Consider the following 14,617-nt stretch of genomic DNA (forward strand, 5'->3'; position numbering starts at 1 on the left):
CTGATGAATACTTTTGTCTGTAATAATTGTTCTGCTCTGATACCAGAGAATCTAAGTTGTTTGCCAGAGACTTATGGTACTCCGTTATGGATTTATGATAGCGAAACAATTATTCAGAGAATCAAAATATTACATCAGTTTGATGTGGTTCGATTCGCCCAGAAAGCTTGCTCTAATACTCATATTTTACGCCTTATGCGTGAGTATGGTGTGAAGGTTGATGCAGTTTCGCTGGGTGAAGTTGAACGAGCTTTGCGTGCCGGGTTTTGTTCTGGTCAAGAAACGGCAGACATTGTTTTTACCGCTGATTTAATCGATGTGCCAACACTTGAACGGGTAATTGAATTGGATATTCCGGTTAATGTGGGTTCTATCGATATGTTGGAGCAGATTGGTCAATATAGAAAAGGGCATCCGGTATGGTTGCGGATTAACCCGGGATTTGGTCATGGTCATAGTCAGAAAACCAATACGGGTGGTGAAAATAGTAAACATGGTATTTGGTACCAGGATCTGCCACAGGCAATTGAGAAAATACGTCACTATGAATTGAAGTTGCTTGGTTTACATATGCATATTGGCTCTGGTGTTGATTATCAGCACCTTGCCAGTGTGTGTGATGCAATGGTTGAGCAGGTTATTCTCTGTGGTGAAGATATTCAGGCAATTTCAGCTGGAGGGGGGTTATCTACCCCTTATCAGTTGGGAGATGAACAAATCGATATCACTCATTATTTTGGGTTGTGGGATGATGCACGCAAAAGAATTGAGCAACACTTGGGTCATAACGTTGAGCTAGAAATTGAACCGGGACGTTTTCTGGTTGCGGAATCTGGTGTTCTGATGGCAGAAGTCCGGGCGGTTAAGCAGATGGGTAGCCGTAATTATGTTCTGGTGGATGCTGGATTCAATGACTTGATGCGTCCTGCAATGTATGGCAGTTATCACCATATTTCAGTTCTGCCTTCTGATGAACGTAAAATTGAGCAGTTGCCATTACAGGAAACGTTAGTTGCGGGTCCGTTGTGTGAATCAGGTGATGTTTTTACGCAGGTTGAGGGGGGGGGAGTTGCGCCAAGAATGTTGCCGCCTGCTCAGGTTGGCGATTATTTGGTTTTCCATGATACAGGTGCTTATGGTGCGTCGATGTCTTCTAATTACAATAGCCGTCCGCTTATCCCCGAAGTGTTGCTCATTAATGGCAAGTTTCAATTGATTCGTCGTCGTCAAACGATTGAAGAGTTATTAGCATTGGAAGAGGTATCCTTGTCATAAAATACGGGGCGATACCTTGGGATATCGCCCCGTGATTAATTTTCACTCTTTTTCAGCCGTCAGTATCAAGCTGCTTTTGTTCTCGGCTTTTTAACTGGAACGGGAACAGCCAATGCTTCTGGTTCAAACTCATCGACATTAATAGAACGCAAACGACTTGCTTCGGCCCGTTTTAGAATTTCAGCCTCTTCTTGAGTAATCTTACGTTCTGCGAATGCTCGTTCTGCCAGTTTATCCAAGCGAGTAAAGCCAAGACGTTTACCAGCTTCGCGGCTCAGACGGGCATGGATCGGCTCTGCGGCAATAATGTCTTGCAGAGCTTCTTCCAATAATCCGTGAGGGTTGTACTCACTGGGTGTCAGGAATTGACCACGACCAATGCGATCACGGGTAGCTGAAGGCTGTTGTAAGAGCTGTGCTAATTTGTGATCTAGATGGTCAGATGGTGCCGAATTTACGCGTCCTAACGGGAAGACAATAACGCGCATCAGACCAGCAACCAGTCGGTTTGGGAAGTTACGTAGTAAGTTATCTATCGCCTGTTCAGCCTGATACAGACTATCCTGAACAGCCCACTGTACTAGCGGTAAATCTTCTTTTTGACGACCTTCATCTTCATAACGTTTTAAAGTTGCTGAAGCTAGGTAGGTTTGACTCAGAACATCTCCAAGACGGGCGGAGACACGTTCACGGCGTTTCAGGCTGCCACCTAATACACCCATTGCTACATCTGATAATAGCGCAAGGTTGGCGCACTGACGGTTTAATTGCTGATAGTAACGGCGTGTTGCATCATTGACGGGTGTACTGCTGGTACGGCCATTGGTTAGGCCAAGCCAGAAGCTACGCAACAGATTACTGGCAACGTGACCAAGGTGACGGAACAATGCTTTATCAAAATCTTTGATACGGTTATTCTCAGCAGCGGCCATTTCATCAAGGACATAAGGATGGCAGCGGATAGCGCCTTGACCGTAGATAATCATATTGCGGGTCAAAATATTAGCGCCTTCAACGGTAATGGCGATAGGTGCACCTTGATAAGCACGGGCAAGGAAGTTGGATGGACCGAGGCAAATACCCTTACCACCAGCAATATCCATTGCATCAATGACAGATTTCTGGCCTCTGTGGGTACAGTGATATTTTACAATAGCTGATAACACAGAGGGTTTCTCGCCCAGCATAATGCCTGTTGTAGCAAGTGTTGAAGCGGCGTCCATCAGATAGGCGTTACCAGCAATGCGTGCCAGCGGTTCTTCAATTCCTTCCATTTTACCAATTGGCATTTTGAACTGACGGCGGATATAAGAGTATGCGCCAATTGCCATAGCAACGCTTTTCACTCCCCCTGTTGCATTTGAAGGTAGCGTGATGCCACGGCCAACAGACAGACACTCAACCAACATACGCCAGCCTTGTCCGGCCATTTTCGGTCCACCAATGATGTAGTCGATTGGCACGAAAACATCTTTACCGCGAGTTGGGCCATTCTGGAATGGGATATTCAGTGGGAAATGGCGATGGCCAATTTCTACTCCCGGTATATTGGTTGGGATCAATGCACAGGTAATACCCAATTCTTCTGTATCACCCAGTAAATGGTCTGGGTCAGAAAGTTTGAAAGCCAGACCAAGCACGGTGGAGATAGGTGCAAGTGTAATGTAACGCTTGTTCCAGGTTAAACGCATACCCAGAATTTGTTCACCTTGCCATTCTCCCATACAAACAACGCCTGTATCTGGGATAGATCCAGCATCTGAGCCAGCTTCTGGACTGGTTAGTGCGAAACATGGGATCTCTTCACCACGGGCAAGCCCGGGTAAATAACGGTTCTTCTGCTCGTCAGTACCATAGTGCTGTAATAATTCACCTGGACCGAGGGAGTTAGGTACGCCGACAGTGATTGCCAAGATACCGGAAATACCCGCCAATTTTTGCAATACTCGCGCTTGGGCATAAGCAGAGAATTCCAGACCACCATATTCTTTTTTTATAATCATGGCAAAGAAACGATGTTCTTTTAGGTAGTTCCATAATTCAGGCGGCAAATCAGCAAGTTCATGGCTTATTTGGAAATCGTTTGTCATACGGCAAGCTTCTTCTACAGGTCCATCTAGAAACGCTTGCTCTTCAGCAGTTAGCTGAGGTTTTGGATAGTCATGTAATTTTTTCCAGTCGGGTTTACCGCGGAACAGTTCTCCTTCCCACCAGGTAGTACCGGCGTCAAGAGCTTCTTTTTCCGTGCGGGACAGACTTGGCATCACTTTACGGAAGGCTTTTAAGGCCGGAACAGTAAGTAGGGAATGACGCATTGGCGCAAAATTCAGCGGGAACAGAATAATGGCCATTGGTAACAACATCCAGTAGCTCCATGCATCAATAGCGCTCATCAAGACGGTATAGACAAGGAGCAGTAGGCTGCTGAGATTGAGGTTTACTTTGTGGTAGCAAAGCATCCCAATTAACACTAAAAATAGAACAATACTAAATGTGGTCATAATAAAGCTCCCGGTTAATCTCAGGGTAAGTCATCAGAGGTCTGACCTGTTGCAGTGTTCTTTTCTTTTTAGACGACTAAGGCGTTTTTATCAATATATTTACATCTTAATTACAATGTAGCTCACAAACTCATGGTGATCGGACATGGATTAATTTTTCTGAAATGTGATGGTGTCTTCTTTCAATTCTCCTGATCCGGTACACTGACATTTGGCACAAAATTAAAGATTACCTGACTGAAGTGAGGAACCTATGTATCAAGACCTGATCCGTAGTGAATTGAGTGAAGCCGCAGATACACTGGCAAAGTTTTTAAGTAACGATGCGAATATTGAAGCGATTCAAAAAGCAGCGGTATTATTGGCTGATTCATTTAAAGCAGGTGGTAAGGTGCTGTCCTGTGGTAATGGTGGCTCGCACTGTGATGCGATGCATTTCGCTGAAGAACTGACGGGCCGTTACCGTGAAAACCGTCCTGGCTACCCGGCTATTGCAATTTCTGATGTCAGCCATCTTTCTTGCGTCAGTAATGATTTTGGCTATGAATTTGTTTTTTCCCGTTATATGGAAGCGGTCGGGAAAGAGGGTGATGTGTTACTGGGTATCTCTACTTCCGGTAATTCCGGTAATATTATTAAAGCCATTGAAGCAGCTCGTCTAAAAGGCATGAAAGTAATTACGCTGACAGGCAAGGATGGCGGCAAAATGGCAGGAACGGCTGATGTGGAAATTCGTGTCCCGCATTTTGGTTATGCAGATCGTATTCAGGAAATTCATATCAAAGTTATTCATATACTGATTCAACTTATTGAAAAAGAGATGATTAAAGCTTGATTTTACAGGCTACAGAGGTAGGAAATGTGTGAGTTACTTGGCATGAGTGCAAATGTGCCAACAGATATCTGCTTTAGTTTGCGTGGTCTGATTCAGCGTGGTGGTCATACTGGACCCCACAAAGATGGTTGGGGGATCACTTTTTATGAAGGGCGGGGCTGTCGCACATTTAAAGATCATCAACCGGGTTATAATTCACCCGTTGCCCGCTTCGTGCAGGAATACCCGATTAAATCTGGAGTGGTGGTTTCTCATATCCGACAGGCTAACCGCGGTAATGTTGCGTTGGAAAATACTCATCCTTTTATTCGTGAAATGTGGGGACGTAATTGGACTTATGCCCATAATGGGCAGCTTCGAGGTTATCGGCAGCTTGAAACAGGTCAATATCGCCCCATCGGGCAAACTGACAGCGAACATGCTTTCTGTTGGATTTTGCATCGACTCTCACAAAAATATCCAAGGACTCCCTCTAATTGGTCAGCAGTATTTCGTTTCATTGCTTCATTAGCGGACGAACTCAGAAAGAAAGGTGTGTTTAATATGCTATTGTCAGATGGGTGTTTTGTGATGGCATATTGTTCAACTAATCTTTACTGGATTACCCGACGAGCACCATTTGGGAAAGCAAAGCTTCTGGATCAGGATGTTGAAATTGATTTCCAGCAGCACACGCAGCCGGATGATGTAGTTTCTGTCATTGTTACCCAGCCTTTAACCGGCAATGAATCCTGGAACCGGATTGAGCCGGGTTGCTATGCATTATTTCACCTTGGTGAACGCATATTGTGATTGATTTTGCAAAAGTGGCGATTTAATCGGTATAGCGTTAACAACATATTGACCATTGATGACGTTGATAGCAGCCGGTCGATGGGTTTTTATAAAATACTCATAGGCCGGTTGTAATTGCAGCCAAAACATATAATGGGAAGATGCCCGGTGACGTAACATATTTTGTGGTGTCATTCTGAATGGATAAATACTGATATTAATTTCATATTGTCCGTTCAGTAATGCACTTTTTACATAATGATAGATTTCATCCATATAACTGTTAGTCATAGCGTAACAACCTACAGATTTACATTCTCCGTGGATCATTAAATAGTTGCCGGAATAACCTCTGGATTTATCGTATTCATTTGGAAAACCGAGATTAATAGATCGGTAATACCGACTATTCGGATTTAATTGACTGGTTTTCACACGATAAAAACCTTCTGGGCTTTTTAGATCCCCTTCTGTGGTTTTGGGACCAAGGCCGCCAGAGTAATTACAGATGGGATAACTTTTAGCCAGTTGGTAGCTTCCATGGCTGCTTTTAATATAGAGCTCTAGCATCCGTTCTTCTTTGAATATTTGGATGAATACAGGATAACCAAGTTGTGTAGACGAGTTTGACTTAAACTCTACAGGAGTATCCTGAGCACAGATAGGGAATGAACTAAAAAGCATCAATATTATTGCAGCAAAAGCAGCAGTTTTTTTCATGTGACTACCATATAGAGACATAGCGAATTAACTAAAAATTTAGCTTAAGATTGCCATGAGTTATCAACTTTGTGAATAAAAAATAATAACCATGGCTTTTTTCTACAAAGTGATTATAAGATCAAAAAATAATCAATTGTCGGTAAAGGTGATATAATAGTTCGTTTTTTGCGATCTATTAACGGTTCAGTGCCAAAATTATTCCTGTTTGCTTGAACTAAATCACTTGATTAGTCAGACAGTCTAAGGGGGGAGATGTTAAAATTGCCGCCTTGAGATTAAGAGAAAATCGTAATGATTATTGGAGAATAATAACCTGAGCACAATTCGTGACTTAAGGGGTTTTTTATAGAGTGGCTATATTACCACCAGGTAATTTGTAGCATATGATTTAATTGATAAACTTGTGCAAATCTTATGATTAAAATTAAAAAAGGACTCGACCTACCGATTGCAGGGGTGCCTGCTCAAGTGATAGAAGACGGTCCGACTATTTGCCACGTAGCATTGTTGGGTGAAGAATATGTTGGAATGCGTCCTTCTATGTTGGTTAAGGAAGGTGAGCATGTTAAAAAAGGGCAGATTCTTTTTGAAGATAAAAAGAATCCAGGTGTGGTTTTCACCAGTCCGGCCTGTGGGCAGGTTGTGGCGATTAATCGCGGTGAACAACGTGTTTTGCAGTCAATTGTGATTGAGATAACGGGAGACGAACAGGTTAATTTTGACCGTTATGATCGTGCCCAACTTTCTCAGTTATCTCGTCAACAAGTAGAAAAGAATCTTATCGATTCCGGGTTATGGACTGCTCTGCGTACCCGCCCTTACAGCCGAAGTCCTGTTCCTGGCTCCTCGCCAAAAGCAATTTTTGTAACTGCTATGGATACTCAGCCTTTAGCTGCCAATCCACAGGTTATTATTGCTACCGAAGAAGAGGCTTTCATTGATGGCTTGAATGTGCTGACTAAACTGACTGAAGGTAAAGTTCATGTTTGCCACGGTGTAGAAAGTTTGCCGAATGTCGGTAATGATGCACAAATCACTTATAATCAGTTCTCTGGTCCGCACCCGGCGGGATTAGTTGGAACTCACATTCACTTTATTGAACCCGCCAGTGCAACTAAAACTGTATGGCACCTGGGATATCAGGATGTGATTGCTATCGGTAAGTTGTTCACTACGGGTACTCTTTATACTGACCGTGTTATTGCATTAGCCGGTCCACAGGTTGAGAAGCCACGTCTTATACGTACCCGTCTGGGGGCAGATTTGCTTGAGTTGACTCAGGATCAATTGAAAGAGGGTGAAAACCGTATTATTTCAGGTTCTGTGTTGTGCGGTACTCAGTCAGATGACGCTCGCCATTATCTTGGCCGTTTCCACACTCTGGTTTCTGTTTTGCGTGAAGGCCGTGAAAAAGAGCTGTTCGGTTGGATCATGCCGGGTTCTGATAAGTTTTCTATTACTCGTACTACTATTGGTCATTTCCTGAAAAATAAATGTTTTGCTTTTTCAACCACAACTAATGGCGGTGAACGTTCTATGGTACCAATCGGTAACTATGAGCGTGTTATGCCTTTGGATATCATGGCAACACATTTGCTGCGGGATTTACTTGCAGGTGATACCGACAGTGCTCAGGCGCTGGGTTGCCTGGAGTTAGATGAGGAAGACCTGGCACTTTGTACCTACGTCTGTCCGGGCAAATATGAATATGGTCCGGTATTGCGTGAAGTGCTGACTAAGATTGAGCAGGAAGGATAATCCATGGGCCTGAAAAACTTTTTTGAAAAAATTGAGCACCATTTTGAGCCCGGAGGCAAGTTAGCAAAATATTATCCGTTGTATGAAGCGGTAACCACGATTTTTTATACACCAGGTACAGTAACTTCTGGCCGTGCTCATGTCCGTGACGCTATCGATCTAAAGCGTATGATGATCACGGTATGGTTGGCGGTATTCCCGGCAATGTTCTGGGGGATGTATAACGTTGGTCAGCAGGCGATTCCGGCACTGTATCATTTATACAATGGTGCCGAACTGCAACAAATTTTGGCATCTGACTGGCACTATCGTGTTGCGCAATTTTTGGGCGCATCACTGACGCTGGATGCGGGTTACGGCAGTAAAATGTTGCTTGGTGCCACTTACTTTCTGCCCATTTATATCGTCGTATTTGTGGTTGGTGGTTTTTGGGAAGTACTGTTTGCCATTATCCGTAAACATGAAATTAACGAAGGATTTTTCGTTACTTCTATTCTGTTTGCACTGATTGTTCCACCAACGATTCCTCTGTGGCAGGCGGCGCTGGGTATTACATTCGGCGTTGTCATTGCGAAAGAGGTCTTCGGTGGTACAGGCCGTAACTTCTTAAACCCGGCACTGGCTGGCCGAGCTTTTCTGTTCTTTGCTTATCCTGCACAGATTTCGGGAGACTTGGTATGGACTGCGGCTGATGGTTTCTCTGGTGCGACCCCGTTATCTCAATGGGCGGCTGGTGGTAGTCAGGGATTAGTGAATACGGTTACCGGCCAACCTGTTACCTGGATGGATGCTTTCATTGGCAATATTCCTGGTTCTATCGGTGAAGTGTCTACTCTGATGATTTTCATCGGTGGCGCACTTATTCTGTTTACCCGCATTGCTTCATGGCGCATTGTCGCCGGGGTTATGCTGGGTATGGTTGCAACTTCTTACTTGTTGAATGCTATCGGCTCAGATACTAATCCTCTGTTTGCAATGCAGTGGTATTGGCATATGGTTCTGGGTGGTTTCGCGTTTGGTATGATTTTTATGGCGACAGATCCGGTATCCGCTTCATTTACTGATAAAGGTAAATGGTGGTACGGCATTCTGATTGGTGTGATGTGTGTTCTTATCAGGGTTGTTAATCCAGCATACCCAGAAGGTATGATGCTGGCGATTCTGTTCGCAAACCTGTTTGCGCCATTGTTTGATTATCTGGTAGTGCAAGCCAATATTAAGCGGAGAAAAGCCCGTGGCTAATGATAAACCCAAAAATAATGACAGCATCGGCAGAACGTTTATCGTTGTTTTTGTGCTATGTCTCGTTTGCTCAATTGTTGTAGCAGGTTCTGCGGTAGGGTTGAAATCTCAGCAACAGGAACAAAAACTGCTGGATAAACAACGTAATATTCTTGATGTTGCTGGCTTATTGAAACCTCAAATGAGCGCTGATGAAGTTAAAGAAACGTTCAGAAGCCGTATTAAAACTGAGTTACTGAATCTGGAGACTGCAACGCTTGAAAGCAGTCAGGGCAAGTTTAACTTGAACGATGCACTGCGCGGTGATGATACCAGTATCGCATTACCACCTGAGAAAGATCTGGCGAAAATCCGCCGTCGCGCCAATATGGCCGAGGTCTATCTGGTGAAAAATGAGCAGGGTAAAACCAGTGAAATCGTTTTGCCTGTTTATGGTTCTGGTTTGTGGTCTGTCATGTATGCCTTTATCTCCGTTGATGTGGATGGCAGAACGGCTCGTGGTATCACTTATTATTCGCACGGTGAAACACCGGGGCTGGGTGGTGAAGTTGATAATCCACAATGGCGTAAGCAGTGGGTAGGCAAAAAACTGTATAACGATGAAGGTAATCCGGCAATCAAAATTGTCCGTGGCGGTGCGGCTACTGATGACCCGTATGGTGTTGATGGCTTGTCTGGTGCGACTCTCACCTCTGCCGGTGTCCAGAACATGTTTAATTTCTGGTTAGGGGATAACGGTTTTGGTCCGTTCCTGAAAAAAGTGCGCGAAGGAGCGTTGAAAGATGGCTGATAGTAAAGAAATAAAGCGAGTCCTTCTTGGGCCACTATTGGATAACAACCCGATTGCATTGCAGGTTCTGGGGATCTGCTCAGCGCTGGCTGTAACAACCAAACTGGAAACTGCATTGGTGATGACCATGGCGGTAACATTGGTTACTGCGTTTTCCAGCTTTTTTATCTCGTTGATCCGTCATTACATTCCTAGCAGTGTGCGAATTATTGTACAGATGGCAATTATTGCATCACTGGTTATCGTCGTAGATCAGATCTTGCAGGCATATGCTTATGAAATTTCCAAGCAGTTGTCTGTATTTGTTGGCCTTATCATTACCAACTGTATCGTGATGGGACGTGCAGAAGCCTATGCAATGAAGTCCCCTCCCATTGAGAGCTTCATGGATGGTATCGGTAATGGTTTAGGTTACGGGGTTATTCTGGTACTGGTTGGCTTCCTGCGTGAGTTGTTCGGCTCCGGTAAACTGTTTGGTATTACCGTTATGGAATCCGTACAGAATGGTGGCTGGTATCAGCCGAACGGATTGTTCCTGTTAGCACCTAGCGCGTTTTTCATTATTGGTATGCTGATTTGGGGTCTGAGGACTTTGAAACCGGCGCAGGTTGAGAAAGGATAACTGACAACATGGAACATTATATTAGCCTGTTTGTCCGCGCTGTCTTTATTGAGAATATGGCGTTGGCTTTCTTCCTCGGAATGTGTACTTTCCTGGCGGTATCGAAAAATGTAGCGACAGCGTTCGGTCTGGGTATTGCTGTAACGGTGGTGTTGGGGATCTCCGTTCCTACCAATAATTTGGTGTATAACCTGGTTTTGCGTGATGGTGTATTGGTTGAAGGGGTTGACCTTAGCTTCCTGAACTTTATCACCTTTATCGGTGTAATCGCGGCGTTGGTGCAGATTCTGGAAATGATCCTTGATCGCTATTTCCCTTCACTCTATAACGCTCTTGGCATTTTCTTGCCACTGATTACCGTTAACTGTGCAATTTTCGGTGGTGTTTCTTTCATGGCGCAACGTGACTATAACTTTTCTGAATCCATCGTGTATGGCTTTGGTTCAGGTATAGGTTGGATGTTGGCAATTGTTCTGCTGGCTTCTATCCGTGAAAAGATGAAATACGCTGATGTTCCGGCTGGTTTAAAAGGGTTGGGGATCACCTTTATCACCACCGGTTTAATGGCATTGGGCTTTATGTCCTTCTCCGGTGTGCAGCTATAAGGGCGAGAAGAGTTCATGGATATAATAATTTTAGGCGTAGTGATGTTTACCCTGATTGTGTTGGTACTAACAGCGCTGATTTTGTTCGCAAAATCAAAGTTAGTTAACACTGGGGATATCAAAGTTGAAGTTAATGGTGATCCGGAAAAGAGCTTTACTGCTCCTGCCGGTGATAAATTACTGAATATGTTATCAAGCCAGGGTATTTTTGTATCCTCTGCTTGTGGTGGTGGTGGATCTTGTGGTCAGTGCCGCGTAAAAATTAAAGATGGCGGTGGCGATATTCTGCCGACAGAGCTTTCTCATATTAATAAGCGTGAAGCGAAAGAGGGTTGCCGTCTGGCTTGTCAGGTCAATGTAAAACAGAACCTGAAAATCAGCCTGCCAGAAGAGATATTTGGTGTTAAGAAATGGGAATGTGAAGTTATCTCCAATGATAACAAAGCAACTTTCATTAAAGAGCTGAAATTGAAGATCCCTGATGGGCAAGTCGTACCTTTCCGTGCGGGTGGTTATATTCAGATTGAGGCTCAGCCACATATTGCGCGTTACGCGGATTACGATGTGCCAAAAGAATACCGTGAAGACTGGGATAAATTTAATTTGTTCCGTTTCGTTTCTGAGGTGAAAGAGCCAACCGTTCGGGCTTATTCGATGGCAAACTACCCGGAAGAACGCGGTATTATCATGCTTAATGTTCGTATTGCGACGCCGCCGCCAAGGGATTCGGAAGCGCCTCCGGGAATTATGTCTTCTTATATTTGGTCACTCAAACCCGGTGATAAAGTGACTATTTCTGGTCCGTTCGGTGAATTTTTCGCAAAAGATACTGATGCGGAAATGATCTTCATCGGTGGTGGTGCAGGTATGGCGCCAATGCGTTCTCATATCTTTGATCAGCTTAATCGATTGAATTCCAAACGTAAGATTAGTTTCTGGTATGGTGCTCGTTCTAAACGTGAAATGTTCTATACAGAGGATTTCGATCAACTAGCGGCTGAAAATAAAAATTTTACCTGGAATGTTGCCTTATCTGATGCATTGCCTGAAGACAATTGGGATGGTTACACCGGCTTTATCCATAATGTTCTGTATGAGAATTATTTGAAGGATCATCCAGCTCCTGAAGATTGTGAGTTCTACATGTGTGGGCCTCCGGTCATGAATGCCGCAGTGATTAAGATGTTAAAAGATCTCGGTGTTGAGGATGAGAATATTATGTTAGATGACTTCGGTGGCTGATAAGTCATAAATAATTTGATTTTAATGACTGGCGCCCACAATTTTGTGGGCGCTAACGATTCAGAAGAGTAATTAATATTGTGCGTAAAAAGATAAATAGCTGGATAGCGTTAACGTTTGCAGTGTTGCTGTTGGCATCATGTGGTGGTTTGGAACAGAAAAATATTAATGGGCAAACGATGGGGACTTACTACTCCATCAAAATTGTTACAGATTCATCGGCCCCTTCACCAGAAACGCTGCAAAAAGAGATTGATCGTTTGCTGGAAGAAGTTAACGACCAGATGTCGACTTATCGCCCTGATTCTGAATTGAGTCGTTTTAATCAAAGTCGTGAAATTAATAAACCATTCCCTGTATCGCCAGCGACGGCAAAAGTCGTTAAGGAAGCGATTCATATTAGTAAATTGACGGATGGTGCATTAGATGTGACGGTTGGCCCATTGGTTAATTTATGGGGTTTTGGTCCTGAAGGTCGTGTGACGAAAGCACCTTCTGAGAATGAATTAGAAAAACGCCGTGAATGGACAGGGATTGAGAAACTGGCGGTAGAAGGCAATAACCTGATTAAAACCGTTCCAGAGCTGTATGTCGATTTGTCATCTATTGCTAAAGGTTATGGTGTAGATGTTGTTGCTGAATATCTGGAATCCCAAGATATCAAAGATTATATGGTTGATATTGGTGGTGAAGTCCGTACATCAGGCCATAATGGTAAAGATCTGGCGTGGCGGATTGCGATTGAAAAGCCATCTGACACCGGAATGGCACAAAGTGCTCAGGAAGTAATAACGCCTGGGGATATGTCGATAGCGACTTCTGGTGATTACCGTAATTACTTTGAGCAAGATGGTGTGCGTTATTCACATACGATTGACCCAAAAACAGGAAACCCTATTTCTCATAATTTAGTCTCTATTACAGTGATTGCTCCGGTTTGTATGAGTGCTGATGGGCTTTCTACCGGACTGAATGTTTTAGGGCCGGAAAAAGGGATGGAAGTAGCAGAAAAACTTAATATCCCAGTTTTTATGATTATAAAAACGAAGAAAGGTTTTGAAGAGCGTTACAGTAAAGCCTTTGAGCCATACCTACAGAAAAATCAATGAGAAGGGGAAAGAAGTGCTGAAAGTATTTATTGCAGCCTTCGTCTTTTTCCTGCTGGCTTTTGCGGGAATGTCGTTGGGCTATATGATTAAACGTAAAAGCATACAAGGGAGTTGTGGTGGTTTAGGCAGCATTGGCGTAGAGAAAGTCTGTGATTGTCCAGAACCTTGTGATGCTCGTAAAAAGCGAATGGCGCGTGAAGCGGCTCGGCAGATTCAATTAGAGAAACGTCGGATTATCTGAGTTTAACGAATTTGCGGAATTCTCTTTCCTGAATACTAATTGAGAGCAAAGCGAACTTTTAGTATTTGGGGGAGATAGGGATAAAAAGTGGATTGAATGGAGATTTAAGTGTTAACAGGGCGCGAAAATGATTCGAAAAGTAGCGATATGTTACTATGCAGAGTTATTAAAACGTATACGAAACCACGTTTAGCTGAGCTGACAACTATCAAGAATGGATGTCAGATTAAATGTGACCGATTAAAACAGTGTAAAGTGAGTTTAATCGGGTATTTACAAGATCTTTTTTATTTACCATAATTACCCCAGTTATTAATAAATTAAACACAATAATATTAATCACATAGCTTAATGTTTTTTACATAGGTATTAGGCGACGCCCAGGATATTCTTTTACATACCAAATAATTCTCACTTTTTAATTTATAATCCACATAAAAAGATAGAGGAAAACTTAAAATAAATGAAGAAAAAGCTATTACGGCTGAATATTTAACATAGGTATCATGATGCTTAGGATAACTACCAGTTATATAAACAATAATAACTAAAACCATATGATATGAAATCAAAGGAAAAGAGAAAAATATTATAAAAACATGACCTGAGAATGTTATTTTATCTTCCATTTTAACTAAAGAAATTAAATTTTCCCCAGTTAAAAAGAAACCTGATAGCGCTAAAATAAAAATAGCAATGGCACAGATTATTGGTAAGATATTTTTCTTATTTTCCATAGTTCACCCAGTTATTAATAAATTAAACGCAATAATATTAATCACATAGCTTAATGTTTTTTACATAGGTATTAGGTGACGCCCAGGATATTCTTTTACATACCAAATAATTCTCACTTTTTAATTTATAATCCACATAAAAAGATAGGGGTAAACTTAAAAT

The 14,617-nt window shown here is 42.9% G+C and carries 15 protein-coding genes; 11 read left to right on the forward strand and 4 right to left on the reverse strand.

Translation table 11 applies throughout. The features are described from left to right. The first annotated feature begins 3 nt into the window (after positions 1 to 3). Positions 4 to 1,275: a diaminopimelate decarboxylase gene (gene lysA / locus AM629_RS08430; protein ID WP_054477969.1), complete on the forward strand. Its 1,272-nt coding sequence runs from the start codon at positions 4 to 6 to the stop codon at positions 1,273 to 1,275. A gap of 65 nt (positions 1,276 to 1,340) precedes the next feature. Here the strand turns inward: lysA and fadE are convergent, their stop codons facing one another. Then, on the reverse strand, positions 1,341 to 3,776 hold the full coding sequence (gene fadE, locus AM629_RS08435) for an acyl-CoA dehydrogenase FadE (protein WP_054477972.1): 2,436 nt from the start codon (positions 3,774 to 3,776) through the stop codon (positions 1,341 to 1,343). 253 nt (positions 3,777 to 4,029) lie between these two features. Here fadE and lpcA point away from each other — a divergent pair, with 253 nt between their 5' ends. Beyond that, positions 4,030 to 4,611, forward strand: a complete 582-nt coding sequence (gene lpcA, locus AM629_RS08440; protein ID WP_054477975.1) for a D-sedoheptulose 7-phosphate isomerase — start codon at positions 4,030 to 4,032, stop codon at positions 4,609 to 4,611. Between the two features lie 24 nt (positions 4,612 to 4,635). After that, the gene (locus tag AM629_RS08445) at positions 4,636 to 5,403 is read left to right on the forward strand and encodes a class II glutamine amidotransferase (RefSeq protein WP_054477977.1); all 768 of its coding nucleotides are present in this window, start codon (positions 4,636 to 4,638) and stop codon (positions 5,401 to 5,403) included. Here AM629_RS08445 and AM629_RS08450 read toward each other — a convergent pair. Beyond that, complete coding sequence (locus tag AM629_RS08450; protein ID WP_054477979.1) at positions 5,374 to 6,105, reverse strand: L,D-transpeptidase family protein; 732 nt, start codon at positions 6,103 to 6,105, stop codon at positions 5,374 to 5,376. The two genes, AM629_RS08445 and AM629_RS08450, sit on opposite strands and share 30 nt — an antisense overlap. A 417-nt stretch (positions 6,106 to 6,522) precedes the next feature. On the opposite strand from AM629_RS08450, the gene AM629_RS08455 reads away from it, so the two are divergent. From AM629_RS08455 to nqrM, 8 genes are all read left to right on the forward strand, one after another. Next, positions 6,523 to 7,866 carry a Na(+)-translocating NADH-quinone reductase subunit A gene (locus AM629_RS08455; protein ID WP_054477981.1) on the forward strand — a complete coding sequence of 448 codons (1,344 nt, stop codon included), beginning with the start codon at positions 6,523 to 6,525 and terminating at the stop codon, positions 7,864 to 7,866. Between the two features lie 3 nt (positions 7,867 to 7,869). Continuing rightward, a complete protein-coding gene (locus tag AM629_RS08460; RefSeq protein ID WP_054477983.1) occupies positions 7,870 to 9,108 on the forward strand; it encodes an NADH:ubiquinone reductase (Na(+)-transporting) subunit B in 1,239 nt (412 codons plus the stop codon). Then, positions 9,101 to 9,898: a Na(+)-translocating NADH-quinone reductase subunit C gene (locus AM629_RS08465; protein ID WP_054477985.1), complete on the forward strand. Its 798-nt coding sequence runs from the start codon at positions 9,101 to 9,103 to the stop codon at positions 9,896 to 9,898. Before AM629_RS08460 ends, AM629_RS08465 begins: the two co-directional genes overlap by 8 nt. Then, entirely contained in the window at positions 9,891 to 10,520 is a 630-nt protein-coding gene (locus tag AM629_RS08470) for an NADH:ubiquinone reductase (Na(+)-transporting) subunit D (RefSeq protein ID WP_054477987.1), read from the forward strand. Before AM629_RS08465 ends, AM629_RS08470 begins: the two co-directional genes overlap by 8 nt. Before the next feature lie 8 nt (positions 10,521 to 10,528). After that, on the forward strand, positions 10,529 to 11,125 hold the full coding sequence (gene nqrE / locus AM629_RS08475) for an NADH:ubiquinone reductase (Na(+)-transporting) subunit E (RefSeq protein WP_054477990.1): 597 nt from the start codon (positions 10,529 to 10,531) through the stop codon (positions 11,123 to 11,125). 15 nt (positions 11,126 to 11,140) lie between these two features. Then, on the forward strand, positions 11,141 to 12,367 hold the full coding sequence (nqrF, locus tag AM629_RS08480; RefSeq protein WP_054477991.1) for an NADH:ubiquinone reductase (Na(+)-transporting) subunit F: 1,227 nt from the start codon (positions 11,141 to 11,143) through the stop codon (positions 12,365 to 12,367). An 80-nt stretch (positions 12,368 to 12,447) separates the two neighbouring features. Then, complete coding sequence (locus AM629_RS08485; RefSeq protein WP_152911986.1) at positions 12,448 to 13,476, forward strand: FAD:protein FMN transferase; 1,029 nt, start codon at positions 12,448 to 12,450, stop codon at positions 13,474 to 13,476. A gap of 13 nt (positions 13,477 to 13,489) precedes the next feature. Next, the gene (nqrM, locus tag AM629_RS08490) at positions 13,490 to 13,717 is read left to right on the forward strand and encodes a (Na+)-NQR maturation NqrM (protein WP_054477994.1); all 228 of its coding nucleotides are present in this window, start codon (positions 13,490 to 13,492) and stop codon (positions 13,715 to 13,717) included. A 335-nt stretch (positions 13,718 to 14,052) separates the two neighbouring features. On the opposite strand, the gene AM629_RS08495 is transcribed toward nqrM, so the two are convergent. Then, positions 14,053 to 14,454 (reverse strand): DUF1240 domain-containing protein, encoded by a 402-nt coding sequence (locus AM629_RS08495; RefSeq protein ID WP_054477996.1) that lies wholly within the window; start codon positions 14,452 to 14,454, stop codon positions 14,053 to 14,055. Positions 14,455 to 14,491: 37 nt separating this feature from the next. Then, the gene (locus AM629_RS22055; RefSeq protein WP_420806664.1) at positions 14,492 to 14,590 is read right to left on the reverse strand and encodes a DUF1240 domain-containing protein; all 99 of its coding nucleotides are present in this window, start codon (positions 14,588 to 14,590) and stop codon (positions 14,492 to 14,494) included. Positions 14,591 to 14,617 lie beyond the last annotated feature (27 nt).

It is taken from the genome of Photorhabdus heterorhabditis, assembly GCF_001280945.1.
Lineage (GTDB): Bacteria > Pseudomonadota > Gammaproteobacteria > Enterobacterales > Enterobacteriaceae > Photorhabdus > Photorhabdus heterorhabditis.

What these genes read in the sequence shown, in the direction of transcription:
- lysA (WP_054477969.1), top strand. Translation starts at nt 4, where the DNA reads ATGAATACTTTTGTCTGTAATAATTGTTCTGCTCTGATACCAGAGAAT.
- AM629_RS08455 (WP_054477981.1), top strand. Translation starts at nt 6,523, where the DNA reads ATGATTAAAATTAAAAAAGGACTCGACCTACCGATTGCAGGGGTGCCT.
- AM629_RS08445 (WP_054477977.1), top strand. Translation starts at nt 4,636, where the DNA reads ATGTGTGAGTTACTTGGCATGAGTGCAAATGTGCCAACAGATATCTGC.
- nqrF (WP_054477991.1), top strand. Translation starts at nt 11,141, where the DNA reads ATGGATATAATAATTTTAGGCGTAGTGATGTTTACCCTGATTGTGTTG.
- AM629_RS08460 (WP_054477983.1), top strand. Translation starts at nt 7,870, where the DNA reads ATGGGCCTGAAAAACTTTTTTGAAAAAATTGAGCACCATTTTGAGCCC.
- nqrE (WP_054477990.1), top strand. Translation starts at nt 10,529, where the DNA reads ATGGAACATTATATTAGCCTGTTTGTCCGCGCTGTCTTTATTGAGAAT.
- AM629_RS08495 (WP_054477996.1), bottom strand. Translation starts at nt 14,454, where the DNA reads ATGGAAAATAAGAAAAATATCTTACCAATAATCTGTGCCATTGCTATT.
- fadE (WP_054477972.1), bottom strand. Translation starts at nt 3,776, where the DNA reads ATGACCACATTTAGTATTGTTCTATTTTTAGTGTTAATTGGGATGCTT.
- AM629_RS08470 (WP_054477987.1), top strand. Translation starts at nt 9,891, where the DNA reads ATGGCTGATAGTAAAGAAATAAAGCGAGTCCTTCTTGGGCCACTATTG.
- AM629_RS08450 (WP_054477979.1), bottom strand. Translation starts at nt 6,105, where the DNA reads ATGAAAAAAACTGCTGCTTTTGCTGCAATAATATTGATGCTTTTTAGT.
- lpcA (WP_054477975.1), top strand. Translation starts at nt 4,030, where the DNA reads ATGTATCAAGACCTGATCCGTAGTGAATTGAGTGAAGCCGCAGATACA.